20 protein-coding genes are annotated in these 24168 nt (G+C 71.7%); 11 read left to right on the top strand and 9 right to left on the bottom strand.

Annotated elements, in window-relative coordinates:
* Positions 1 to 187 precede the first annotated feature (187 nt).
* The gene (locus O7624_RS26145; RefSeq protein WP_093408059.1) at positions 188 to 3088 is read right to left on the bottom strand and encodes a glycoside hydrolase family 48 protein; all 2901 of its coding nucleotides are present in this window, start codon (positions 3086 to 3088) and stop codon (positions 188 to 190) included.
* Between the two features lie 967 nt (positions 3089 to 4055).
* On the opposite strand from O7624_RS26145, the gene O7624_RS26140 reads away from it, so the two are divergent.
* Complete coding sequence (locus O7624_RS26140) at positions 4056 to 5540, top strand: GH1 family beta-glucosidase (protein WP_282237630.1); 1485 nt, start codon at positions 4056 to 4058, stop codon at positions 5538 to 5540.
* 60 nt (positions 5541 to 5600) lie between these two features.
* Positions 5601 to 6836, top strand: a complete 1236-nt coding sequence (locus O7624_RS26135) for an MFS transporter (RefSeq protein WP_282237629.1) — start codon at positions 5601 to 5603, stop codon at positions 6834 to 6836.
* Positions 6837 to 6868: 32 nt separating this feature from the next.
* Here the strand turns inward: O7624_RS26135 and O7624_RS26130 are convergent, their stop codons facing one another.
* The 3 genes from O7624_RS26130 to O7624_RS26120 all read right to left on the bottom strand — a co-directional run bounded on the left by O7624_RS26130 (position 6869) and on the right by O7624_RS26120 (position 11314).
* Complete coding sequence (locus O7624_RS26130) at positions 6869 to 7282, bottom strand: roadblock/LC7 domain-containing protein (RefSeq protein ID WP_155218583.1); 414 nt, start codon at positions 7280 to 7282, stop codon at positions 6869 to 6871.
* Positions 7283 to 7287: 5 nt separating this feature from the next.
* Positions 7288 to 9807: a nitrate- and nitrite sensing domain-containing protein gene (locus O7624_RS26125; RefSeq protein WP_282237628.1), complete on the bottom strand. Its 2520-nt coding sequence runs from the start codon at positions 9805 to 9807 to the stop codon at positions 7288 to 7290.
* Positions 9808 to 9931: 124 nt separating this feature from the next.
* Positions 9932 to 11314, bottom strand: coding sequence for an FGGY family carbohydrate kinase (locus O7624_RS26120; RefSeq protein WP_282237627.1), 1383 nt, complete (start codon positions 11312 to 11314; stop codon positions 9932 to 9934).
* A 255-nt stretch (positions 11315 to 11569) separates the two neighbouring features.
* Between O7624_RS26120 and O7624_RS26115 the strand changes: the two genes are divergently transcribed.
* A complete protein-coding gene (locus O7624_RS26115) occupies positions 11570 to 13480 on the top strand; it encodes an anthranilate synthase family protein (RefSeq protein ID WP_282237626.1) in 1911 nt (636 codons plus the stop codon).
* Between the two features lie 94 nt (positions 13481 to 13574).
* Here O7624_RS26115 and wrbA read toward each other — a convergent pair whose 3' ends face one another.
* Positions 13575 to 14192, bottom strand: coding sequence for an NAD(P)H:quinone oxidoreductase (gene wrbA, locus O7624_RS26110; protein ID WP_093408070.1), 618 nt, complete (start codon positions 14190 to 14192; stop codon positions 13575 to 13577).
* 124 nt (positions 14193 to 14316) lie between these two features.
* On the opposite strand from wrbA, the gene O7624_RS26105 reads away from it, so the two are divergent.
* From O7624_RS26105 to O7624_RS26095, 3 genes are all read left to right on the top strand, one after another.
* Positions 14317 to 14805: a GNAT family N-acetyltransferase gene (locus O7624_RS26105; RefSeq protein ID WP_282240770.1), complete on the top strand. Its 489-nt coding sequence runs from the start codon at positions 14317 to 14319 to the stop codon at positions 14803 to 14805.
* Between the two features lie 42 nt (positions 14806 to 14847).
* Positions 14848 to 15438, top strand: coding sequence for an HAD-IA family hydrolase (locus O7624_RS26100; RefSeq protein ID WP_282237625.1), 591 nt, complete (start codon positions 14848 to 14850; stop codon positions 15436 to 15438).
* A gap of 326 nt (positions 15439 to 15764) precedes the next feature.
* Entirely contained in the window at positions 15765 to 16835 is a 1071-nt protein-coding gene (locus tag O7624_RS26095; RefSeq protein WP_282240768.1) for a winged helix DNA-binding domain-containing protein, read from the top strand.
* On the opposite strand, the gene O7624_RS26090 is transcribed toward O7624_RS26095, so the two are convergent.
* A complete protein-coding gene (locus O7624_RS26090; RefSeq protein WP_282237624.1) occupies positions 16819 to 17235 on the bottom strand; it encodes a hypothetical protein in 417 nt (138 codons plus the stop codon). The genes O7624_RS26095 and O7624_RS26090 overlap by 17 nt on opposite strands.
* A gap of 141 nt (positions 17236 to 17376) precedes the next feature.
* Here O7624_RS26090 and O7624_RS26085 point away from each other — a divergent pair, with 141 nt between their 5' ends.
* The gene (locus O7624_RS26085) at positions 17377 to 18390 is read left to right on the top strand and encodes an NAD-dependent epimerase/dehydratase family protein (RefSeq protein ID WP_282237623.1); all 1014 of its coding nucleotides are present in this window, start codon (positions 17377 to 17379) and stop codon (positions 18388 to 18390) included.
* A gap of 208 nt (positions 18391 to 18598) precedes the next feature.
* Here O7624_RS26085 and O7624_RS26080 read toward each other — a convergent pair whose 3' ends face one another.
* Both O7624_RS26080 and O7624_RS26075 read right to left on the bottom strand, forming a co-directional pair.
* Positions 18599 to 18790 (bottom strand): DUF397 domain-containing protein, encoded by a 192-nt coding sequence (locus O7624_RS26080; RefSeq protein WP_282237622.1) that lies wholly within the window; start codon positions 18788 to 18790, stop codon positions 18599 to 18601.
* Entirely contained in the window at positions 18781 to 19581 is an 801-nt protein-coding gene (locus O7624_RS26075) for a helix-turn-helix transcriptional regulator (protein ID WP_282237621.1), read from the bottom strand. The genes O7624_RS26080 and O7624_RS26075 overlap by 10 nt, the downstream gene beginning before the upstream one ends.
* A gap of 312 nt (positions 19582 to 19893) precedes the next feature.
* Here O7624_RS26075 and O7624_RS26070 point away from each other — a divergent pair, with 312 nt between their 5' ends.
* Together O7624_RS26070 and O7624_RS26065 are read left to right on the top strand one after the other, a co-directional pair.
* Positions 19894 to 20190, top strand: coding sequence for a hypothetical protein (locus O7624_RS26070; RefSeq protein ID WP_282237620.1), 297 nt, complete (start codon positions 19894 to 19896; stop codon positions 20188 to 20190).
* Positions 20187 to 20441: a flavin reductase gene (locus O7624_RS26065; protein ID WP_282237619.1), complete on the top strand. Its 255-nt coding sequence runs from the start codon at positions 20187 to 20189 to the stop codon at positions 20439 to 20441. Before O7624_RS26070 ends, O7624_RS26065 begins: the two co-directional genes overlap by 4 nt.
* Positions 20442 to 20505: 64 nt before the next feature.
* On the opposite strand, the gene O7624_RS26060 is transcribed toward O7624_RS26065, so the two are convergent.
* Positions 20506 to 21264 (bottom strand): IclR family transcriptional regulator, encoded by a 759-nt coding sequence (locus O7624_RS26060; protein WP_282237618.1) that lies wholly within the window; start codon positions 21262 to 21264, stop codon positions 20506 to 20508.
* A 162-nt stretch (positions 21265 to 21426) separates the two neighbouring features.
* Between O7624_RS26060 and O7624_RS26055 the strand changes: the two genes are divergently transcribed.
* Positions 21427 to 22611, top strand: coding sequence for a fumarylacetoacetate hydrolase family protein (locus tag O7624_RS26055; protein ID WP_282237617.1), 1185 nt, complete (start codon positions 21427 to 21429; stop codon positions 22609 to 22611).
* A complete protein-coding gene (locus tag O7624_RS26050) occupies positions 22608 to 24131 on the top strand; it encodes an aldehyde dehydrogenase (NADP(+)) (RefSeq protein ID WP_282237616.1) in 1524 nt (507 codons plus the stop codon). The genes O7624_RS26055 and O7624_RS26050 overlap by 4 nt, the downstream gene beginning before the upstream one ends.
* Positions 24132 to 24168: the final 37 nt, after the last annotated feature.

Genomic DNA, 24168 nt, shown 5'->3' with positions numbered 1-24168 from the left:
TCGCTATGTGCGCGCCGTGCTCGGCGGGTCGGGGTGGTGGGGTGGGCCGACCGCTCCGCTGCGTCGGCCAGAGGGCCGACCCACCCCGGCCTGACCGTGGGTGTCAGGCCGTCTACCGGACCTGCCTCTACCCCCGAGGCCCGGCCGGTGCCTCCGGGTGGGTCACCGCCCACCCGGAGGAGTTCGTTCAGCCGTTGGGAAACAACTTCCCGTAGTCGGCGTAGGCCATGGCGACGTCCGCCTGGGCCCAGAAGCGGTGGTAACGGAACTCGGGCTCCGGCCCACCATCGAGGTACGCCTGCACCTTCGGCCACGCCGGGTCGTCCTTGTAGAACGACCGGATGTCGAGGAAGCTCTTCCCCGGCGCGATGGCGTCACCGTTGGGCATCTCACCGGTCCAGCCCGGCGGGATGTACAGGCCCTGCCCGGTGGAGGCGTCGTAGACGTCGTCGAAGCGCTCGTAGTCGCCACGCTTCTCCACCGTCGAGACACCCTGGTCGTCGGTGTGCGCGTGCAGCGCGTCCAGCAGCCCCTTGGCGGTTTCCTTCGCCTCGGTGTCGCCCGACTTCGCCGCGTACGCGATGAGGGTGCGGGCGTAGGCGGCGGCGACGCCGACGTCCTGGCCCCGGACCGTCACCTCGACGTGCAGGTTGTTGTTCGGCTGCGGGTTGTCCGGGTTCCAGTTGTTCGGCTGGCCGGTCCACTCCATGTCCGACGGGATGGACCAGTCCTCACCCAGGGTGGTGTGCTCGATCGCCCACGGAACCCACTTGTCCAGCAGCGCCTTGGCCTGGGCGTTGCCGCTGACCAGGTACAGCTCGGCGATGCGCTGCATCGACCAGGCCTGCATGCCGAACCACCGGTTCGACGGCGGGTCGTTGTAGACCGGGTCCTCGTCGTAGAACATGCCGTAGAAGGTGGCCGTGCCGGCCGGCGGCTGGCCGTAGTGCCCGCCCCAGCTGTTGGTCGCGCCACCGGCGATGCCGCCCTCGGCCGACTGGAGCCAGGTGTAGAGCTCCAACTGCCGTTCGAGGCTGTTGGTCCAGTCCGCCGCCGCGTTCGGCGAGCGCGGCTTGAGCTCGTCGACGTTTGTCAGCGCCCAGGCCGCGAACGGGTTCTGGTAGCCGAAGTGGCTGTGGCTGGAGCCGATCCGCCAGGACCAGTTCTGGCTGGTCTCGTACGCGCCGCCCCAGGCGTAGTACCAGGAGAGCAGGTAGTGGGCGGAGTCGCGGCCGGAGCCGGCCGGGCAGGTGCTGGCCCCGACGCAGTTGCCGATCCGCTTGAAGTACTTGTCGAACAGGGCGTACCGCAGGTAGTCACCCATCTTGGCGGCCTTGGCCACGGTGGCCGCGACGTCGGCCTCCTTGTTCTGCTCCTTGGCCCAGGTCAGCGCCCAGTACGCGGCCTGCACGGCGCGCGCGTCGGCGTCCGGAGCGTTTGTGTACTTCCACTGCTTGGCGGGGGCCTGCGACTCCTTGATGAACAGGTCCAGGTAGCCGTACTGACCGCCGTGGGCGAAGGTATCGCAGGATGGCTGCGGCACGGTCTCCCACACCGACTCCTGGGTGCCCCGCTGGAAGGTGTTGATGTACGCGGGGCGGGTGGTGCCGTCGCCGCAGCGGCCGTAGCCGTAGACGTTGTCGACGTCCAGCAGCCAGTGCATGCCGTAGACGGAGCCGGTGTTGTAGGTCGACCGGAGCTCCGCGCGCAGCGGGTCCTGGCCGACCGGCACGTTCGAGTCCAGCTGCGACGGGTACTGGCTGGGCAGGTCGTGCTCGGCGGCGTAGGTGGCGTCACCGGCGGAGCCGGCGGTCGGCTGGTCGGCGTCGGACGGGATGATGTAGCGCTCCATCACCGTCCAGGCGTCGTTGAACGGCTCCCAGTTCTGGGTCACCCGACCGTAGTAGGCCTCCAGCCACAGCCAGAAGCTGAACGCCTCGGAGGTGGTCTCGTGGCCGTGGTCCGGCGCCTCGACGATGAGCGTCTCGATGGAGTGGTACGGCACGCCCTCCGGGCTGAAGTAGCCCGCGTTCTTGATCTTGTTGTACTGGGTGAGGAAGCGCTGCACGTACTCGTCGTCCCCGCCGGGCACGTCGTTGTCGATCTCGGTGACGGTGACCGTCGCCGGGGTGTGGCCGGTGGCCGAGGCGGTGACGGTGGCGGTGCCGCCGACGGTGTCCTCGTCCTCCGCCGCCCGGACGGTCACGTCGACGCCGGTGTTCCAGTTCGACGTGGTCAGCGTCGCCGAGGTCGGCGTGACGGTGACGTCCGTGTCGCCGGTACGCGCCAGGCTCACCGCGACGTTCGCGGAGGGCGCCCGGCTCAACTTGAGGTTGAACGTCGAGCTGCCGCCCTCGGGGACGGTCACCGCGGTCGGCGTGGCGACCACGGCCGGCGAGGTGGAGGCGGCGACGGTGAACGACCGCTCGGCGATCGCGGACAGACCGCTGTTGTCGTACGCCCGGGCCTGAACCGTGTAGTCACCGGCCGGCAGGCTCTCCAGGGTGTACGCGTACGGGGCACTGGTGTCGGTGTTGACCAGCAGCCCGTTGCGGTAGAACTCGACCCGGGCGACGGTGCCGTCGGGGTCGCTGGCGGTGGCGGTCAGCGGCACGGTAGCCGGGGCCGTGAACGGGCCGGCGGGCACCGACAGGCTGACCGTCGGGGGCTGCTGCGCCGTGCCACCGCAGGTGACCCCGTTGACCGAGAACGAGGTCGGCTTCGCGTTGGTGCCGGAGTAGGAGCCGTTGAAGCCGATGCTGGTGCTGCCGCCGGCCGGGATGTTGCCGTTCCAGGACTCGTTGACGGCGGTGACCTCGTTGCCGCTCTGGCTCCACCGGGCCGACCAGCCCTGGGTGACCCGTTGGTTGCCGGGGAAGGCGAACTTCAGGGTCCATCCGTTGATCGCGTCACCGGTGTTCCTGATGGTGACGTTGGCGGTGAAGCCGTTGCTCCAGTCATTTGTCGTATAAACCACGTCGCAGGCCGGTGCGGCCTGTGCGGCGGCGGCGGGGACTGTCGCCCCACCGATCGCCAGCGCCGCGGCGGCGAGCCACGCCAGGCGCCGGCGTCTAGCCAGGTTTCTCATCTGCGCGGTGTCTCCTCGGACCAGGCCGGTGGCGGTGGCGCACCGGCGGTGGCGCCTCGGGGACGACGGGTCCGCCGAGATGCCAGTGGATGGTGGTCGCTGCGGCCCGGGTCGGGCCAGCGCGGCGGGGGCGCCGTATGGGACGGCAGCTGCTCCCGCTGCTAGCAGGACGCCGTACCGGACGAGCCGGAAGCCCTCGGCGACCCGCGCTCACGCGTAACTTGGCTCCGCGCGGTCGATCGACAGTGTGCCATGGAAGCGCTCCCAACACCAGCAAGGGAACTTCCGGAAACACCGACTTGTTTCGATCTCATTTTGGGGCTTTCACAAAGCCGTGACGGGCGTTACAGTCGCAACAACGTCGATGGGAGCGCTTCCATCGACAGAGTTCCACCCGGAATATCGCTCGGGGTCGTGCCCACGGCTCCGGGGAACAGACCACAGGCCGACGGCGGGCCAGCCCGGACACCGCCGTCAGCCGTCACCCCACCACAGTGGAGGGAGGTGGATCCTCAGCCACTCGCGTGGCCCGGCTCCCGCGCGACACGCACAACTGGGACGCCAATCCGAACGTGCGTGTACCGCAACACGGTGGGGACGGGGGTTGCCCTCCCCCGTCCCCACACTAAACCCCCGTTCACGATGGGAAAAGAGGCCGACGGGTCAGACGCGCACCACCCGCGCGCCCCGCACGGCAGTCGACCCGCCCGCCGACCGCCATCCGCGACGCCCCGCCGACCGCCCGGGCGCGCACAAAGGTCCGCCCGCGGTACTCGGCGCACCCGGTCCCGCTCGCACCAACTGCCCGACCGGCACAGCGCCCTTCCCCACCCCACGTCATCCCGCCACCGAGGTCGTCCGCCCCACCCCTCGTGACGACTCGACCCGGCGGGGACCGCCTACCCTCTACCCTTTGTTGGGAGCGCTCCCGGGCTCAGGCGGTCGTCCCCATCCACGAGGAGAACCCATGTCGATACTCACCAGGCGGCACCTGCTGCGCCGCGCGGCGCTCTCCGCCACCGCCGCCACCCCGGTCAGCGCCGTCCTCGGCAGCACCGCCGCGGCCACCAGTCTCGCCGGCTGCCAGCCCGGCGACCCGGCCGACGAGACGGCCACCGCGTCGAGCCCGAGCACCCGGCGGTCCTTCCCGCCCGACTTCGGTTGGGGCGCCGCGACCTCCGCGTACCAGATCGAGGGCGCCGCCAAGGAGGACGGCCGCGGCGAATCGATCTGGGACACGTTCAGCCGGGCGCCAGGACGCACCCGCAACGGCGACACCGGCGACGTGGCCGCCGACCACTACCAACGCTATGCCGAAGACCTCGATCTGATGCGCGACCTGGGGCTGCGCAGCTACCGGTTCTCCATCTCCTGGCCGCGCATCCAGCCCGACGGAACCGGCGCCGCCAACCAACGCGGCCTCGATTTCTACCGTCGTCTCGTCGACGGTCTGCACGAACGCGGGATCGCCCCGATGGCCACGCTGTTCCACTGGGACCTGCCGCAGAGCCTGCAGGACACCGGCGGCTGGGAGTCCCGCGACGTCGCCCAGCGCTTCGCCGACTACGCCGGCATCGTCTTCGACGCCCTCGGCGACCGGGTGCCGGTCTGGCTGACCATCAACGAGCCGAAGACCGTGGTGCAGAACGGCTACCTCTTCGGCCACCACGCCCCCGGCCGGCAGGACCCCGACGCGGCGTACCTGGTCGCCCACCACCTCCAACTCGCCCACGGCCTCGCCGTCCGCGCCCTGCGCGCCACCGGCGGAAAGAGCCGCATCGGCCCCGCCTTCAACCTGCACCCCTGCTACCCCGCGGACGACTCGACCGCCGCCGCGGAGGCCGCCCGCCTCTACGACGGCTACGAGAACCGCCTCTACCTCGACTCCGCGTTGACCGGCAGCTACCCGGCCGACGTGCTGGCCGATCTAGGACCCGACAGCCGGATGGTCCGCGCCATCCGCGACGGTGACCTGGAGATCATCTCCACCCCGATCGACCTGCTCGCGGTGCAGTACTACACCCCGATCTACGTCACCGCGTCCGGCGGCACGGTACGCCGCTGGCCCACCTCCGAGGCGGACTGGCAGCAGATCTACCCCGAGGGGATGTACGACGTCCTGACCCGGGTCACCCGCGACTACGGGCCGATCCCCCTCACCGTCACCGAGAACGGCCTGCCCACGCCGGACGAACTCAGCGCCGACGGCACCGTCGACGACGACGGCCGCGTCACCTTCCTCCGCGACCACCTGACCGCCGCACATCGGGCGATCGCCGAAGGCGTGCCGCTGGAGAGCTTCCACGTCTGGTCCCTGCTCGACAACTTCGAATGGGCCGAGGGCTATGAGCAGCGCTGGGGGCTGATCTACGTCGACTACCCCACCCAGCGACGGGTGTTCAAGCGCAGCGCCCACTGGTACCGCCAGGTCATCGCGGACAACGCGGTCTGACGCGTCAGCGCGGCGGCGGCCCGACCCCGGGGCCGCCGCCGCGGCACGTACGATCCCGACATGCCTGAGCACAACCGTCTGGGCCGGCCGTTCTGGACCTTCTGGAGCGCCGCCGCGCTGGCCAATCTCGGCGACGGCATCCGGGTGGCCGCCTTCCCGCTGCTGGCCGCCGCGCTCACCGACGACCCGCTGGCCGTAGGTGCGGTTGCCGCCGCGCAGTTCCTGCCGTGGCTCGTCTCCGGGATGTTCGCCGGGGCCCTCGCCGACCGCCGAGCCACCCGTACGCTGCTCGCCGCCGCCGACACCGGCCGCGTGGTGGTGCTGGCCGCGCTGGCCACCACGGTCGCCCTGGGCTGGGCCACCATCTCGCTCGTCGTCGCCGCCGCGTTCCTGCTCGGCGTCGGCGAGACCATCCGGGACACCGCCGCCCAGACCGCCGTACCCAGGCTCGTCCCCGACGCGCAGCTGGAGAAGGCCAACGGGCGGCTGGTCGCCGGGGAGATCGTCGGCAACGAGTTCGTCGGCCCACCGGTGGGTGCCCTGCTGTTCGTGCTGGGTGCGGCCATCCCGTTCGCCGTCAACGGGGCAACCCTGGCCCTGGCGGTGATACTCGTGCTCTCGCTGCCGCTCACCCTGGCGCACCGGGCCACCGCAGCCGCCAGCGACGCCCCGCCGAGCACCGACGGCGACGGTGCCCTGGCCGGTCTGCGCTGGCTCATCCGCCAGCCGACGCTGCGCACCCTGGTGCTCGTCACCGCTGCCGTGGCCGCCGCGGACACCGCCTGGTTCGCGATCTTCGTGCTCTACGCCCGCGATGCCCTCGGCCTCGGGGCGTTCGGTTTCGGTCTGCTGCTGGCCACCGGCGCCGCCGGTGGACTGATCGGCTCGTTCGCCGCCGACCGTCTCGTCGCCCGCTTCCAGCACCGGTCCGTGTTGACCTGGTCCATGGCCGTCACCGCCGGCGTACCGGTCCTGCTTGCCGTCGTCGGGCACCGCGCCGTCGCGGTGGTCGTGGTGGTCACCACCAGCGCCGCGTTCGCCGTGCTCAACGTCGCCGCGCTGTCGGTACGCCAACGGCTGGTGCCGGGCGGGCTGCTCGGTCGGGTCATCGCCGCCTCCCGCGTGGTGACCTACAGCTGCACCGCGCTGGGCGCGCTGGCCGGCGGTGCCCTGGCCGCCCGAGCCGGCATCGAGGCGCCGTTCCTGTTCAGCGGCGTCGTCGCCGTGGCCGCCACCGTCGCCTGGTGGGTCGCCTCCCGACCCACCACCCCCGGCGCCGCGCCCGGCCTCCGGTAAGCGTTCGGCCGGCCGCCCACTGCCCCGCCGGATCAGCGGGGCAGCGCCTGCTGAAGTTCGGCGCGCAGGGCCGGGGTCAGCATCTCCCCGGCCTGCTTGGCCAGCCGGGCCATCTCGTAGCCCACCACGCCGATGTCGGCGTCCGCCGCCGCCAGGGTGGCCAGGATCGAGCCGTCGCGTACCTGCATCACCAGGAAGTAGCCCCGGCCCATCTCCACCACGGTCTGCTTGACCACGTCCCCGTCGAACATCTGGGCGGCACCGGCGGTGATGCTCATCAGTCCCGAGGTCACCGCGGCGAGCTTGTCGGCGTGGTCCCGTGGCAGGTGGTCGGATATCGCGACCAGCAGCCCGTCGGAGGAGACCACCACCGCGTGCGCCACCCCGGGCACCCGCTCCGCGAACGCGCTGACCAGCCAGCTCAGGTCGCGAGCCTCCTGCGACAACGTCGTCACTTCCGTCCTCCTTCGCTCCACGCCCCGAGCGGTGGCACGGGTATCTCGGTGGTCTCCTCAGCCTCTGCCCGCCGTACGCCGCTGTACAACCTGGACAACATCCCGCCGACGGCTTCCGGATCCGGATCGTTGCGGGCCGTCGACTGCTGCTCTGGACGGGCCGGCTGGGTCACCGCACTGAGCTGCGCCATCGGCACCCGCATCGGCAGACCCCGTTCGTTCGTCCCGGCGGTCACCGGCACGGCCGGCGGGGCCGGCGCGCCGGCCCCGACCGCGGGGACGACCGACGACGAAGGGCCCTCCCGCGACCACCAGCCGCTCCCGCCGCTGGCCGGTGCCGCTGCCGGGGCGAGCACGTCCTCGGCGCGTACCGGCACCGGGTGGGCCTGGCGGGGCACCGTGGTCGGACGTCGCCCGGCCACCGGCAGATCCGCCGGCCCCGGGTCGGCCGGGGCGACCGGACGAGGTGTCGCGACGGGCAGCCCGCGTGGCGAGGGCACCGGGTCCAGGCTCGGCGGCGGCGCTTCGGCGAGCAGCGGACGCGGCAGGCGTACCCGGGCCACCAGTCCACCGGCACCGCCGTGCAACCGCACCTCGATGCCGTGCCGAGCGGCGAGGTGACTGACCACGAACAGACCCATCCGCTCGACCGCCGCCACGTCGGCGGCCGGCGGGGCGGCCAGCACCGCGTTCGCCTCCGCCAGTGCCGCCGGGCTCATCCCGAGGCCCTGGTCGGCGATCTCGATCACCGCCCCGGACCCCTCCACCCGGGCCATCACCTGCACGATGGTGTCCGGCCGGGAGAAGGCGGTCGCGTTCTCCAGCAACTCGGCCAGCAGGTGCACCAGCTCACCAACCGCGTGCCCGACCACGTGCAGATCCGCCACCGCCTCGTGCCGCACCCGCTGGTACTGCTCGATCTCGGCGCTGGCCGCCAGCAGCACCGCGCTCAGCCCGATCGGCCGGTTCCACCGGCGGGTCGACTCGGTACCGGCGAGCACCAGCAGGCTCTCGTCGTTACGGCGCATCCGGGCGGCGAGGTGATCCAGCTTGAACAGGTTCTCCAGCTGCTCGGGGTCGCCCTCCTCGCGCTCCAGGTCGTCGAGCAGCTCCAGCTGCCGCTCCACCAGCACCTGGCTGCGTCGGGCGAGATTGATGAACATGGCGTTGACGTTGCGACGCATGTTCGCCTGCTCGACGGCCACCCCGACGGCGCTGCGGTGCACCGCGACGAACGCCTCGGCCAGTTCTCCGATCTCGTCGAGCGACCGTACGACCGCCGGCGAGACGTCGATCGGCGGTACGCCACCGGAGACCGACCGCAGCCGGGCCAGCGCCTCGGGCAGCTCGATTTGCGCGATCCGCAGCGCCTGTGAACGCAGCAGCCGGATCGACCGGGCCAACGACCGACCGATCAGCACCGAGATCAGCACCGCCACCAGCAGGACCGTGATGATCACGCCGACGACCAGCAGCGTCTCCCGCAGCTGGGTCTCGCTCGCGTCGTCGGCCTGCCGCGCCGAGGCCGACAGCACGTCTGCCTCAAAGGCCTGCAACAGCTCGTGGCGGGCCTCGCTGGCCGTCCACCATTGCTCCGCGTCAAGCACCGCCGACCCGGACGTGCCCTGCGACAGCGCCTGCTCCTCCATCCGGGAGGCGGCGATGAAGGCGGGGTCCAGGCTCATCTCGTCGTAGCGGGTCACCTGTGCGCTCGTCGCGGCGATCCGGAACGCGCCGAGCGCGGTCAGCTGACGCGCCCGCAGGTCGGGCAGCTGGGCCGCGTCCTCGGAGTCGTAGCTGCCGGCACGGGCCGCCGCGTACAGCTCCGCCCGGACCCGCGAGGAGAGTTCCTTGGCCCGGGCGAACTGCACGTAGCGCAGCACCGCGTCGGCCAGCTCCGGCCGGTCGGCGCCGGGCGTCGGCTGGGCGAGCAGATTCAGCAACGCGTCGATCGCCCGGTGGTAGTTACCGATGATGGTGTCGTCGCTGAGCACCACCGTGGTCATCGTGTTCCGGATGTAGCCGACCTGCTGGTACGCCTGGGAGGCCACCACGTAGACGTCCCGCCACGAGGCGTCCGCCTCGGCCAACGGCTCAGCCGCCGCGCGCAGTTCCGCCGCTGCCTGGTCGGCGGCGTCGCGGTAGGGCTGCAACACGGCCAGCCGCTCCTCGCTCGCCTCCTCGTCGGCGGCGTCACGCAGCGCGGGCAGTTCCCCGGCCGTACGGTCGCGCTCCATCTGCAACCGGTGGGTCAGCGTGGTGATCTCGCGTCCGATGCCGACCTGGGCGGCGAAGTCACCCAGGACGCTGGCGCGGCTGACCAGGCTCTCGGTCTGCACCCCCGCCAGCACCAGGAAGGCGACCGACGGAATCACCAGCACCGTGGCCAGCTTGGTACGCATCCGCCAGTCCCGCAGGCGCAGGGCAGAGCGACGCCGGTGGGGTACCACCCGGACGTCGAACCGACGCCGGCGGTGCTGCGACACCCCGTGCGCCTGCTCCGGTCCTACACCCACCCGCTCCTCCTCCCCCACGCGTCCGCCGCGGTCCGGGGAGCGCCGTCCATCCAACCAGGCCCGGGAGCAGTGTCAACGCCCTGCCCTTATGAACGGTTAAGGAAGGGTACTGCTGGTCGCAACCCTATGCCGAGGTCGCCGAGTCTTGATCATCCGTCCGGCCGATGTCGGCCACCACCACGGCATCGGCGATCCGGCCGGTGGCCACCAGCGCCGCGCCGGTGGCCCCGATCTCCGGGTGCCGCGCGAAGTGGACCGGCCGGGGGGCCAGCACCGCCGCGAACGCTCTCCGCCACCAGCTCGAGGCGGCCATCGCGCCGCCGCCGAGGACCACCTCCACCGGCCGGCCAACCGTGGACTCCAGCACCACCAGGTCGTCGACGACCTGCTCGCACACCCCGTACATGAGTCCGGCCAGCATCTCCACCGCAGTGGTGCCGAAGCCCAGTCCCCGCAGCTCGCCCAGCCCGGCCGGGCGCATGCCCGGCGGACGGTCACCGCCGAAACGGACGTTGGCCGGCCGACCGCCGTCGGGCGGCAGCAGGTCCAGCGCCGCCTCCAACTCGCGGCCGGTCGGCAGCCGCAGCTCCCGGTCCGCCCAGGCGAACAGGTTCCCGCCCGAGGAGTACGCGACTCCGGTTACCACATGGTCGTGGTCGACGCGGTAGCGCCACAACCGGTGGGGCAGGGCGGTCGGCGCGGCGGACGTCGACATCCGCTGCAACAGCCGCACCGCCGAGGACGTACCCACGGTCACCGCCGCCCGGGTCGGGTCGACGCAGCCGGAGCCGACGTTGGAGGCGGCGCCGTCGCCGAGCGGTGGCGTCCACCGGGCCCGAGCCAGGGCCGGCCACCGCCGCCCGTACTCGGCGCGCAGCCTCCCGTGCCAGCCGCGTGGGGCCAGTTCGGGAAGGTCGGCACCGTCGCTGCCGGCCAGCGCGCAGGCCTCCGGGTCCCAGTCCAAGGTGTGCAGGTCCAACAGGCCGGTGCCGGACGCCTGGGACATCGACATCGGCGCCTCGGTGAGCAACCCGCCGAGCACGTACTCGACAAGTCCGGTGAACCGGGCCACCCGGTCACCGGTGTGGACTCGCAGCCAGGGCAGCCGCACCGACCAGTAACAGCGGTGCCACCAGGTGCCGGTGCGCTGGTGGAAAGCGTCCGGGTCAACCGGGCCGACTGCGGTGGCCGAGGGCTCGGGCCGGGTGTCGAGCCAGGTCAGCACCGGGCCGAGCGGCTCGTCGTCGGCGCCCAGCGGCACCACCGAGTGCCACTGGCCGCTGATCGCCACCAGTTCCACCCCGTCCAACCAACCCTGTCCGTGCAACTCGTCCAGGCACTCGATCAGGCAGGCCAGGTAGGCACGGGCGTCCAGGGTGCCGGCACCCTCGTCGTCGACGGTGACCGCCATGCGGCGACGAGCCAGCGCCCCCGGCAACGGTTGCGCGTCGTCCAGCACGAGCCCACGCACCGACGAGGTGCCCAGGTCCAGCGCGAGAATCTTCATCGCGGGTCAACGTACCCGGTGATCGTGACTCGACAACGCTGCCGGGCACCGGGTCCGCCGATCGGCTTCCGCGCCGGCCACCCGACGCGTAGAGTGTTCGCATGCTTGCGCGATTGACCTGCTGGTGGCCCGCCAACCCGGCGGCCCTCCCCCGCGCGTAGCTTCATCAACGCGGCCGCCCGACGAGGCGGCCGCCGGTCATCTCCCGGTTTCCGGGCCGCCCCCCAACGGTGGTCACCCGGCCTGAGGAGACCGATGCACCAGCTCACCGACCTGCTCGACACGCTCGCCGCCGGCTTCGACCCCGGCCCGTTCGCGCTGTTACGCCGCGACGGCGCCGAGCATCTCGACCTGTTCACCGGGGCCGTGACGACCGTCGACCGGCTCGCCGACATCCCGCTGCCCGCCGCAGCCGTCGGCCCGGCGACGCTGGCCCTGGTGCCGTACCGCCAGGTCGCCGAGCGGGGCTTCGCCTGTGCCGACGACGGGGTACCACTGGAATGCCTCCGCGTCGACCACCACCACCGGCTGCCGCTGGCCGATGTCCTCGACGCCCTGCCGACCGCGCCCATCCGCACCACCGGCGCCGCCTTCGACATCAGCGACGACGAGTACGCCGCCATCGTGGCCCGGGTGCTGGCCGACGAGATCGGCCACGGAGAGGGCGCGAACTTCGTCATCCACCGTACGCTGCGCGCCCAGGTGCAGGGTGCCCCGCTGGCCGCCGCGCTGGCGGCACTGCGCTCACTGCTGATCCGGGAGCGCGGAGCGTACTGGACGTTCGTGGTGCACACCGGGGCGCGCACCCTGGTCGGTGCCAGCCCGGAGCGGCACGTAAGCGTCGACGACGGTCTGGTGCTGATGAACCCGATCAGCGGCACGTTCCGGCACACCGGCGCCGCTGCCGACCGGGCCGCGCTGCTGCGCTTCCTCGCCGACACCAAGGAGACCGAAGAGCTGTACATGGTCCTCGACGAGGAGTTGAAGATGATGGCCACCGTCGCCGAGCACGGTGGGCAGGTCGTCGGGCCGTACCTGAAGGAGATGTCGCACCTGGCGCACACCGAGTACCTGCTGGCCGGACGGGGCACGAAGGACGTCCGCGAGGTGCTGCGGGAGACAATGTTCGCGCCGACGGTGACCGGCAGCCCGATGGAGAACGCCTGCCGGGTGATCGCCCGGCACGAACGCACCGGACGCCGCTACTACTCCGGGGTGCTGGCCCTGCTCGGCCACGACGAGACCGGCCGGCAGAGCCTCGACGCGCCCATCCTGATCCGTACCGCCGAGATCTCCCCCGCCGGTGAGTTGCGGGTACCGGTCGGTGCGACCCTGGTCCGCCACTCCACCCCCGCCGCCGAGGTCGCGGAGACCCACGCCAAGGCCGCCGGGGTGCTGGCCGCCCTCGGTCTCGGGCCGCAGGCGCCGGCCGGGCCGCAGACGACGCACCGGCTCACCGACGATCCGCAGGTGCGCGCCGCCCTCGCCGCCCGCAACGCGCCGCTGGCCCGGTTCTGGCTGGACCAGCGGCCACCGGGCGCTCTGGCCCTGCCCACCCTGACCGGCCGCCGGGCCCTCATCGTCGACGGGGAGGACACCTTCACCGGGATGCTGGCCCACCAGCTCGGCGCCCTCGGGCTGTCGGTGACCGTCCGGCCGTGGCAGGACGAGCAGCCGGTCCAGGCGTACGACCTGGTGGTGGTCGGGCCGGGCCCGGGTGACCCGACCGGGGACACGGAGAAGATGACCAGGTTGCGCGCCCTGCTCACCCGGTTGCTGGACGCCGGGCACCCGACGCTCGCCGTCTGTCTCGGTCACCAGCTCCTCGCCGGTCTGCTCGGGCTGCCCGTGCACCGCCGGGACGCCCCCTACCAGGGGCTGCAACGCACGGTCACCCTCTTCGGCACGCCCCGCCGGGTCGGCTTCTACGCCACCTTCACCGCCCGCGCCACCACCGGTCGCCTGGATGGGCCGTACGGGCCGGTGGAGCTGGCGCGCGACGAGTCCGACGGCGCGGTGCACGCCCTGCGGGGCCGCGGCTTCGCCGGGGTGCAGTTCCATCCCGAGTCGGTGCTCAGCCCGGACGGGGTGGCGGTGCTGACCGACCTGCTGCGCGACCTGCTGCCGGCAGCGGCCGGTGAGTTGTCCCCGGCGGCGCACGCATAGCCGGCCCGATCCCGGGTAGCGCTGTCCATGGCCGACGGTCCGGGCGGGTCTGAGAGCCCCCGCCCGGACCGTCGGTCCCGTGGTGTCGGGCCGCTCAGGCGGCCATGCCCTGCTTGAGCGCCGCGCCGATGCGTACCGCCCGCTTGGCGGTCAGCGCGACCGCCCCCAGCGCGACGTGGTCGGGCGCGGTCTCGCCGTTGTTGCTGGTGTGCGAGGCACCGTACGGGTTGCCGGCGGTGAACTGGCTCGGCTCGGTGTACCCGGGGGTGACCACGATCCCGCCCCAGTGGTAGAAGACGTGGAACAGCGACAGCAACGTCGACTCCTGCCCGCCGTGCTCGGTGGCGGTGGAGGTGAAGGCCGAATAGACCTTGTTCGCCAGCGCGCCCTGGGCCCACAGCGGGCCGGTGGTGTCGATGAACTGCTTGAGCTGGGCGGCGACCAGGCCGTAGCGGGTCGGCGAACCGAAGATCACCACATCCGCCCAGCTGAGGTCGTCCGGCTGCGCCTCCTCCACGTCCTGGGTCTCCATCCGGTGCGCCTGCCATCCCGAGTTGGAGCGGATCGCCTCGTCCGGTGCCAGCTCCCGTACCTTGCGCAGCCGCACCTCCGCACCCGCCTCACCGGCGGCCTCGCAGGCCGCCTGCGCCATCTGGTAGGTGATGCCCGTAGCGCTGTAGTAGATCACCGCCACCTTGACCTGTGCCGCCATCGCTCGTCCTTCCTCCTTGGGATCAGCTCCGGCGACTACCCGATGCTTGCGGTGACAAACATTGGGCGGCGCGCGTGGATATCTGGTGGCCGGCACCGGCGGCGTACTGGCAGGCTGGTCGGCGATGGAGATCAGGATCGCGACCGCCGACGACTGGCCCGGCATCTGGCCGTTCCTGCGCGAGATCGTCGCGGCGGGTGAGACGTACACCTGGCCCCGGGACGTCGACGAGACACAGGCCCGACAGATGTGGCTGGTACCTCCGCCGGGCCGCACCGTGGTCGCCGTCGACACCGACGGCACGGTCCTCGGCTCGGCGAAGCTGACCCCCAACCAGCTCGGGCCGGGGGCACATGTCGCAAACGCCAGTTTCATGGTCGCTCCGTCGGCGGCCGGGCGCGGCATCGGGCGGGCACTGGGCGAGCACGTGCTGGGCCTGGCCCGCGCCGACGGCTACCGGGCGATGCAGTTCAACGCGGTGGTCGCGGTCAACACCCGCGCGGTGGCGCTGTGGCGGTCACTCGGCTTCGAGGTGGTGGGGCGGATCCCGGAAGGCTTCCGACACGCCGTCGAGGGCTACGTCGACCTGCTGGTGATGTATCGGCGGCTCTGAGCGGCGCGTCGACCGTCGCGCACCGCCGGATAGCCTGGGCCGGTGATGCTGCCCCTGCCGAACGGCGAGTTCCAGGCGTACCTGTTCGACTGCGACGGCACGATCGTCGACTCGATGCCCCAGCACTACATCGCGTGGCGGGACACCCTCGACCGGTGGGGCTGTGCCTTCCCCGAGGACCTCTTCTACGCCTGGGCCGGGCGACCGACCGCGGACATCGTCGTCGCCCTGAACGAACAACACGGCCTGGACATGCCGGTGGAGACGGTCGTCGCGCACCGGGAGACGCGTTTCCAGCAGCTACTGCCCACCGCCGCCGGCATCCCCGGTGTGCTGCGGCACATCGACGACGCGCACGGACGCATCCCGTTCGCCGTGGTCTCCGGCAGCACCCGGGAGGCGGTCACCGCCTCGCTGGACGCGCTGGGCATCCTCGACCGGTTCGACGTGTTGGTCTGCGCGGGCGACTACGCCCGTCCCAAGCCCGACCCGGAGCCGTTCCTGCGCGCCGCCGAACTGCTCGGCGTACCGCCGAGGTCCTGCCTGGTCTTCGAGGACGCGGACCTGGGCATCGAGGCCGCGACCGCAGCCGGCATGGCCGCCGTCCGGGTGCCGCAACCCCGTCGGGGCTGACCGCGAGCCCGCCCCGGCTTGCTCAAGATATCCGCAAGTTGCGTGGTTCACAGTTCTCGAACAGGTAGGAAAACGTCATCCTGTTGACACCGGTGCCGGCATTTCCGTAGCCGCCCTCACACCGGTCGACCTGAACGGGGGATCGCGCTCCGCCACCAACGATGTTGGCGTAGCGCGATCAGGGGGAACCGCCCGGTGTTCCGGCCCGATCGGTGTTGTCGGTGTCAGCACCTATGCTGCCGTCGACCACCGAAAGGAAGGCGGCCGACGTCGTGGCACCTCCCGGCACGATCGCGCTGAGCGGCTCCGAGGCCCTCGCGCTGCGGATGACCAGCCTGCTGCTGCGCCCCCACCCCACCGCCGCCGCGCCGACGACGGTGGCCGACGTGGTGGAGTGGTTCGGCGCCATGCAGGCCCAGGACCTGGCCAGCGGCATGTGGTCGCTTGGCGTACGGCTGCCCGGGTCGACCCACGTCGACGTGCACGCCGCGTTGGAGCGTCGGGAGGCACTGCGGACCTGGCCGATGCGCGGCACCATCCACCTGGTGCCGGCCCGCGACGCCCGCTGGCTGCTGGAGCTGACCGGCGTACGCGCGCTCGCCGGTGCGGCGAAGCGACGTGAGTTTCTCGGCCTGTCGGAGGCGGAGGCGGACCGCGCGGCCGATGTACTGGGTGGGATCCTCACCGGTGGCGGTCGGCTGACCCGCACCGAGTGCGTGGCCGCGCTGGTGGCGGCCGGCATCGACGGTGCTGGGCAGCGCGGCTACCACCTGCTGTGGTACGCGGCCCAGCGCGGGGTCACCTGCATCGCCCCCAACGTCGGCACCGAGCAGACCTTCGCGCTGCTCGACGAGTGGGCACCTGAACAGCGAAAGCTCGACCGCGACGAGGCGCTGGCCACCCTGGCGCTGCGTTACTTCCGCAGCCACGGCCCCACCACCCGGCAGGACTTCGCCGGCTGGACGGGCCTGACCGCTGCCGACGCCAAACGCGGCATCGCCGCCGCCGGTGCGGAGCTGACCACCGTTCTGGTCGACGGCGTCGAGGCGGTGCTGCACACCCCGCTGCTGGACGCACCCCGCGCCGTGGTGGACGACGTGCTGACCCTGCCCGGCTTCGACGAATACCTGCTCGGCTACAAGGACCGCGCGCTGATGCTCGACCCCGAGCACAAGCAGGCCATCATCCCCGGCGGCAACGGCGTCTTCCAGGCCACCGTCGTGGTAGGCGGTCGGGTGGTCGGCACCTGGAAACGCAGCCTGACCAAGACCCGCGTCACTCTCACCGTGAAACCGCTGGCCGACCTCGGCCCGGCCCGCCGCGAGCAGATCGAGCAGGCGACACACCGGTACGCCGACTTCCTCGCCCTGCCGCCCCGGGTCAGCTGGAGCGACTGAACTGCGGGTACCGTGAGCCGGCGACGGCGGCCAGGCCGGCGAGCCCCGCCAACACCGCGACCGGCCCGCCCGGTCCGAGCGACGGACGGACCGCGGGGACAACCGGGCCGAGGAACACGTCGGCGTAGGTGGTCATGACAGCGACTGCGGCCACGATCGTGACGACACCGAGCCCACCGGCCACCAGCGGCAGCCACCCTCGCCGGCCCGGGTCGGCGATCGTCCACGCGGTGACCACGTTGAGCAGGACGGCCGCGCCGACATACCAGGCCCATCCCGGAAACTCGGTGAGGCGTACGGCCCGGTCTCCGTACCAGGCCCAGGGCAGGCCGAAGACCGCGACGAGGGTGCCTCCCGCGCCAGCGACGGCGGCGGCCCGGATGACGACCTTCGACATCATGTCTTCCCCCGGATGCGCGGACCATGACGCGTGCAGGATAGGGCGTGCCTCCTTCGGCGCTGGTCAGCGAATCCGCCCGGCCGTTCTGCCCACGGCAGAGATCCTTGGCCGCGCCGCGCCACCACTGCTTGGCTGAGTGCCATGCAGACACTGGTGCTCGGCGGAACGGCATGGCTGGGGCAGGAGGCGGCCCGGCAGGCCGTCGCTCGGGGACACGCCGTCACCTGCCTGGCCCGTGGGGAGAGCGGCGCGGTGCCGGACGGCGCGACCTTGGTCGCGGCGGACCGCCGCGACCCCGCAGCATACGACGCGCTGCGCGACCGGGACTGGGACGTCGTCATCGAGGTGTCGTGGCAGCCCGGCTTCGTCCGGCAGGCCCTGCGCGCGCTGGGCGACCGGGCCCGGCACTGGAGCTACGTCTCGTCGGTCAGCGCCTACGCCAGCCACGACACACCCGGCGCCGACGAGTCGGCGGCCACCCTCCCGGCGACGGTCCACGAAGAGGTCGACCGTGCGGAGTACGGCGAGGCGAAGGTGGCCTGCGAGCAGCTCTCCACCACCGAGGTCGGCGACCGGTTGCTGGTGGCCCGGGCCGGGTTGATCGGCGGCCCCGGCGACCACACCGATCGCTCCGGCTACTGGGTCGCCCGTGCCTCCCGCGCCCCAGAGGAACCCATGCTGGTACCCCGTACTCCCGATCTGTCGACCCAGGTGATCGACGTGCGTGATCTGGTCGCCTGGCTGCTGGACAGCGCGACGGCCGGGACGGTCGGCACGTTCAACGCGGTCGGGCCGGTGGTGCCCTTCGGCGATTGGATCGCCCGGTGCCGCGCCATCGGCGGGCACACCGGCCCGGTGGTCGACGTGGACGCCGACTGGCTGGTGGCCCAGGGCGTGGCCCAGTACATGGGCCCGGAGTCGCTGCCGATGTGGCTGGTCGAGCCGGGCTGGTCCGGCTGGTCGGCGCGTAGCGGGGCGGCGGCGGTCGCCGCCGGGCTGCGGCACCGGCCACGCCCAGACCTGCTGGCGGACACCCTTGCATGGGAGCGCGAGGCGGGGCTGAACCGTGACCGACGCGCAGGCCTGAGCGCCGGCCGAGAGGCCGAACTGCTCGACGCCCTGACCCAATCGAACGGCCCCAGGTCAGCCCCCTAAGGCCTGCCGCCGGACGCTGACGCCGTAGCTGGCCGAGAACGGCGACAACATCGGGGATGTTGTCGCGTCAAGCCACCGCGAGGCAGCAACATCCCCGTAGTTGTAGGCGGCCCGGCGGGCATCACCGGCGAGCGACGTACCTCCCGGCGCTTGCTCACAGCGCTGTGTCGTGTCGGCGTGTCGCGCTGCCAACGGCAAAGCGCCCGGGTCAGATCCGATCGCAGAGCTGGGTGACGAATGCACGCCACGCGGACGGGGCGAAGGTCAGCGCGGGACCGTTCGGGTTCTTCGAGTCGCGGACACCGACGACGCCGGGGAGATTGTCGGCCACCTCAACGCAGTTGCCGCCGCTAGTGCCGCTACGGGTGCTCTTGCGCCACCGCGCGCCGTTCAAGTCCATTGGTTCGCTGCTTCCTTGATGAGGTTTAGGGACTGTCGCCGGGGAAGGGCCTCGGTCCGGACGCTCTCCCATCGCTGAAAGAGCGTATCGAGGTCAGCTGGTCGGTCCACCACCTCACCGCCCAGCTGGCTTTCGAGGTGGCCGATCCAACTGCCGTCCGGCATGTGGGCCAGAGACAGTGGACCGGACAGCCCCGCGTGAAGGCCAACATCGGCCGGAATGACGTGGACGCTGATGTTGGGTCGCTCTGCGCAAGCTACAACGTGCGAGAGTTGCCCGGCCATCATCTTCTCGCCTGCGTCGCCCGCGCGACGGATCGCTGCCTCATCGACGACAACGACGAGTTGGGGTGGAGACTCCCTTGTGAGGATGGCCTGCCGTTCAAGCCGACCGGTGACCCGGCGATCCACCTCGTCATCGGTCAGGCGGGGATCGAGTCGTAAGACAGCACGAGCGTATGCCTCGCTTTGCAACAGGCCCGGGATCAGGTTGGGCTCGAAGTAGCGGAGCTGCGTCGCACCGCGCTCGGCGTCGAGCCATGGCAGGAACCAGGACGGTGCGCCGAGCTTCATCGCCAGTCGCTCGAAAAGGCCACCGTTGCTCAGCGCGCGGTCGGCGCCTCGGGCGAAGTCCAACGTCAATGCCCGAGTACCGCCCTCAACAGCGCTGACGTGGGAGGCGCTGAAGCCGGCGCCGCGCCCGAATGCCTCTTGGGTCATGCCGGCCGCGCCCCGTGCCCGGCGGATCTCGCCCACGATGAAGGACGCCACGGGGTTCGGCATGTCAGGCATTCAAGGCTCCCCACACTGAAGGTCAACTACCCACGTCGCCACGGAGTCAGCGGCCGTTTCGCCAGCTCAGCCCGGACAGCGAAAGCACCTTCCGAGAGTAACGGCGCCCATACCAGAGTGTCACCAGCGGAACCGCGGGCGTGGCACGACCCGTCGGCGGGACCAGCACGGGCCGCCCGGTGGGCGAGCACTCTCGGGCGGCCCTCCCCCAACTCCGTGTCGACTGAGGAGGCCCGCCGTGCCCGTCCCGAAGCCCACCACCGTCGTACCCGCGTCCCGCCGGCCGGCCCGGCCCGATCGTCGCCATGTCGGGTGACGCGGGAGGACGGCACGCCTCGGGTCTCTCCCGGCGTGTACCTGCTGGACCGGGCGGCTTCCCCACAGTTCGCCAGCCCGATCCTGGTGCGGGTGATCCGCGAGCTGCCAGACCGGCACCCGCCGTACGGCTGGACCTGGGTCGACTGCTATCAGCTCGATCGGCACGGCGACGCGACGGAGAAGCGGCAGTTGTTCGTGATGCCGCAGGGTATGCGTCCGGTGCGCCTGGCACCGGTCCCCTACGCCACGCGTCGGCGCCCGCCCCTCCCCGCCGCGCGGGCCGGAGGGTGAGCAGCGGCCCGGTCGAGCACGTCGCGTCCCGTCCCACGTGGCGCTGCCGGGCCTGCGGGACCGCCTGGCCCTGTTCCCCGGCGAAGCTGCGTCTGCTCGCGGAGTACCGCGACAACATGCCCGGCCTGATGGTCTATCTGGTGACCTTGCGCGAGGAGGCCGCCGAGCATTTCGCCGGGCTGGGCGGCAGCGAGCCGCCGACCGACCTGCACCGCCGCTTCACCGACTGGGTGCCGGCCCGGCCCAGATGAGCCGCCCGCCCCGGGTCCGCGCACTCCCCCGACGCGGGCCCGGGGCGGGCTCCACCGCTCGGGCTCAGCCGAGGTCGGCGGGGTGGCCGAGTTCCCGGGAGATCTGGTTCGCGGTGTCGAGCAGCAGCGGGAGGCTCTCCTTGAGCTGGTCGAGGCTGGCGATGACTTCGATCGCGGTCATCGAGGCGGCGGCGATGACCTGCCCGCGCGAGTCCCTGATCGGCGCCGCCACGCACATGACGTACGTGTCGTGTTCGCCGTTGTCGACGGCCCAGCCCTGGTCCTTGATGCGGAGGAGTTCGGCGTCGAGAGACTCACGGTCGGCGTACGTGGTGGGGGTGAATCGTTCGAAGACGACGTGGGAGAGGAGGCGGTCGCGTTCCTCTGTGGGCAGGTACGCCAGGATGGTCTTCCCGACCGCGCTCGCGTAGATCGAGACCGCGCGCCCGATCCGCGACGGCAGCTTGACCGCGTCGAAAGCGGGACTGTCGACCTTGTCGATGTAGATGATCTCGTCGCCGGTCAGCTGCGCCAGGTGCACGGTGTGGCCGGTCTCGCGCTGCAGCGCACGCAGCGGCGCGGCGGCGAACTGGCGCAGGTCCATCGAGCCCAGGGCGAGTTCCGACAGTTCGATGATGCCGCTGCCGAGCACGTACGTCCCGGCACCGGTCCGGCGGACGAAGCGCGCCGATTCGAGTGTGTGGAGGATCCGCAGGGCGGTGGACTTGTGCACTCCCAGGACCTCCGCCGCCTCGGTGAGTGACAGCGGATGCTCCGCGGCGCGACGGATCAGGTCGACCGCCCGGCGAATCGATTGCGACAACGTCCTGTCTCCCTCCGCGCGGCGACCCGGGACGGCCGCCGGTTGCATCATATGCAATGTAGTCCGCCCTCAGCGCAACCGACTATTGACACCGTTGCACATGTCGCTACGATCGTTGCAGATTCCAGCTCGGCGACTCTGACCTGCGACAGGGGAGCGACGATGAGCAAGGAGCCCTGGTTCGGCAGTGCCGCCGAGGCGTTGCCGGACGACGTCGACCACAGCGTCCTCATCGGCCGGATCTGGGATCCGTCCGTGGACGGCCCCTCCCCGGTGACCGTTCGCGACGGCGACGTCATCGACCTCAGCCGCCAGTTTCCGACCGTCCGGGACATCTGCGAGCTGCCCGAGCCCGCCAAGGCCGTGGCCGGGTTGGACGGGCCACGGGTCGGCGGCTTCGACGAGCTGCTGGCCAACACCGGTGCCGCGAACCGGGACCGGAGCCGGCCCTGGCTGCTCGCCCCGGTCGACCTGCAAGCGGTCAAGGCCGCCGGCGTGACGTTTCCCGTCTCGATGATCGAACGCGTCATCGAGGAGCGGGCGCGGGGAGACCTGACCCTCGCGGCGGACATTCGTGGCCGGATGCTCGCGGACGTCGGTGCCGACCTGCACAGCCTGGTCCCCGGCTCGGTCGAGGCGGAGCGGCTCAAGGCCACACTGATCGCCGAAGGCCTCTGGAGTCAGTACCTGGAGGTGGGGATCGGTCCGGACGCCGAGATCTTCACGAAGGGTCAGCCGCTCTCCGCCGTCGGCACCGCCGTTCCGGTCGGCGTACTCGCCGCCTCGACCTGGAACAACCCGGAACCCGAGGTCGCTCTCATCGTCCAGTCCAGCGGTCGGATCGTCGGTGCCACCCTGGGCAACGACGTCAACCTGCGGGACGTCGAGGGACGGTCGGCGCTGCTGCTCCCCCGAGCCAAGGACAACAACGCCGCATGCGCGCTCGGTCCGTTGATCCGGCTGTTCGACGAGCGGTTTCCGCTCAGCCGGATACGCGAACTGGAGGTGGGTCTCCAGGTCCACGGGGTGGACGACTTCCACCTGACGGCGACCTCGGAGATGGCGCGGATGTCACGCGACCCGGCGGAGCTGGTCCGGCAGCTGATCGGCCCCCATCACCAGTATCCCGACGGCGCCGTCCTGATGCTCGGCACCATGTTCGCCCCCACCCAGGACCGCGAGCGCCCCGGTGAGGGCTTCACCCACAAGGTCGACGACGTGGTGCGGATCAGCTGCCCGGCGCTCGGCACCCTGGTCAACCGGGTGTGGCACGCGGAGCAGTGCGAGCCGTGGCGGTTCGGCGTCCGCGATCTCATGAGCAATCTGGCGAGGAGAGGACTGCTGTGAAAGTCACCACCACCGATCCGCGCGACGGCCGGCAACACCCGACGGATCTCACCGAGACGGACGAGGCTGGCGTGGCGACGATCGCCGGCCAGGCGTTCCGAACGGCACAGTGGCTGTCCGACCTGGGCAGGACCGGCAGGGCGCAGCTGCTGGACGCGGTCGCCGGCTCCCTGGAGTCCCGTCGTGCGGATCTGGTCGCGACGGCGGAGGCGGAGACCGGGCTGGGGCAGGCACGACTCGACTCGGAGCTGACCCGGGCGGCGATCCAGTTCCGGATGTTCGCGGCGGTGCTGCGCGACGGTGGGTACCTGGAGGCGGCCATCGACCACGCCGTCGACACGCCACTCGGACCCGGCCCGGACGTGCGACGGATGCTCGTACCCCTCGGACCGGTGGCCGTCTTCGGCGCCAGCAACTTCCCGTTCGCCTTCTCCGTCGCCGGGGGCGACACCGCCTCGGCGCTGGCCGCCGGCTGCCCCGCTGTCGTGAAGGCCCACCCGTCCCATCCGCTGACGTCGCGTGCCTCCGCCGACGCGATCGAGTCGGCCGTCCGCGACCTGGATGGGCCCGACGGCGTGCTCGCGGCGGTGTACGGGGAGCAGGCCGGCCGTTCGTTGGTGCGCCAGCCGACGATCCGGGCGGCCGCCCTGACCGGCTCGATCGGCGCTGCCCGCGCCATCCAGGCGGCCATCGACGAACGCGCCGACCCCATTCCGCTGTACGCCGAGTTGGGCAGCGTGAACCCGATCGTCGTCCTGCCCGACGCGGCGGCCAGCCGGGGAGACCAGATCGCTGACGGGCTGTTCGCCTCCTTCACCGCCTCGGGCGGTCAGCTCTGCACCAAGCCGGGGCTGGCGTTCCTTCCGGCGGACCCGGGCGGAGACCGGCTTGTCGACGCGCTCCGGGGGAAGGTCGCCGCCGCCGGCGGGATGGTGCTGCTCAACCAGCGCATCCGCGACGCGTACGAAAGCGGGGCCAGTGCCTTGGAGAAGGCCGGCGCTCGCCTCGTCGCGCAGCCCCGGATCGACGCCGACGCGGGCTTCACGGTGGCTCCGACGCTGCTGGAGGTCGACCTGCCGGGCCTGACCGCCGAGATCGCCGGCGAGTGCTTCGGCCCGCTGATGGTCGTGGTCCGCTACCGCGACGTCACCGAACTCGACACCGCGCTGGCGACCGTGCCGCCGTCGCTGACCGGCTCGATCCACAGCGGACCGGGGGACGACCGCGACGCGGTACGCAGGCTGGTCGACGTCCTCGCCGCCCGCTCCGGTCGCATCGTCTTCGACGGCTATCCCACCGGCGTCCGGGTGTCGTGGGCCCAGCACCACGGTGGTCCCTGGCCGTCGACGAATGCCGTGCACACCTCCGTGGGCGCCACCTCGATCCGACGCTTCCTACGCCCGCTGGCCTGGCAGAACGCCCCGGAGTGGATGCTGCCCGCGGAGTTGCGAGACGAGTACACCGCCATTCCCCGCCGAGTCGATGGGAGGTGGCTGCCAGGGATCGATCGCCAGCCCTGATGTGGACGCATGGAACCTCGCGCACCGAGCCCGAAGG

Source organism: Verrucosispora sp. WMMD1129 (genome assembly GCF_029581255.1).
GTDB classification, from domain to species: domain Bacteria; phylum Actinomycetota; class Actinomycetes; order Mycobacteriales; family Micromonosporaceae; genus Micromonospora; species Micromonospora sediminimaris.
This window is presented reverse-complemented; position numbering and strand designations above follow the sequence as displayed.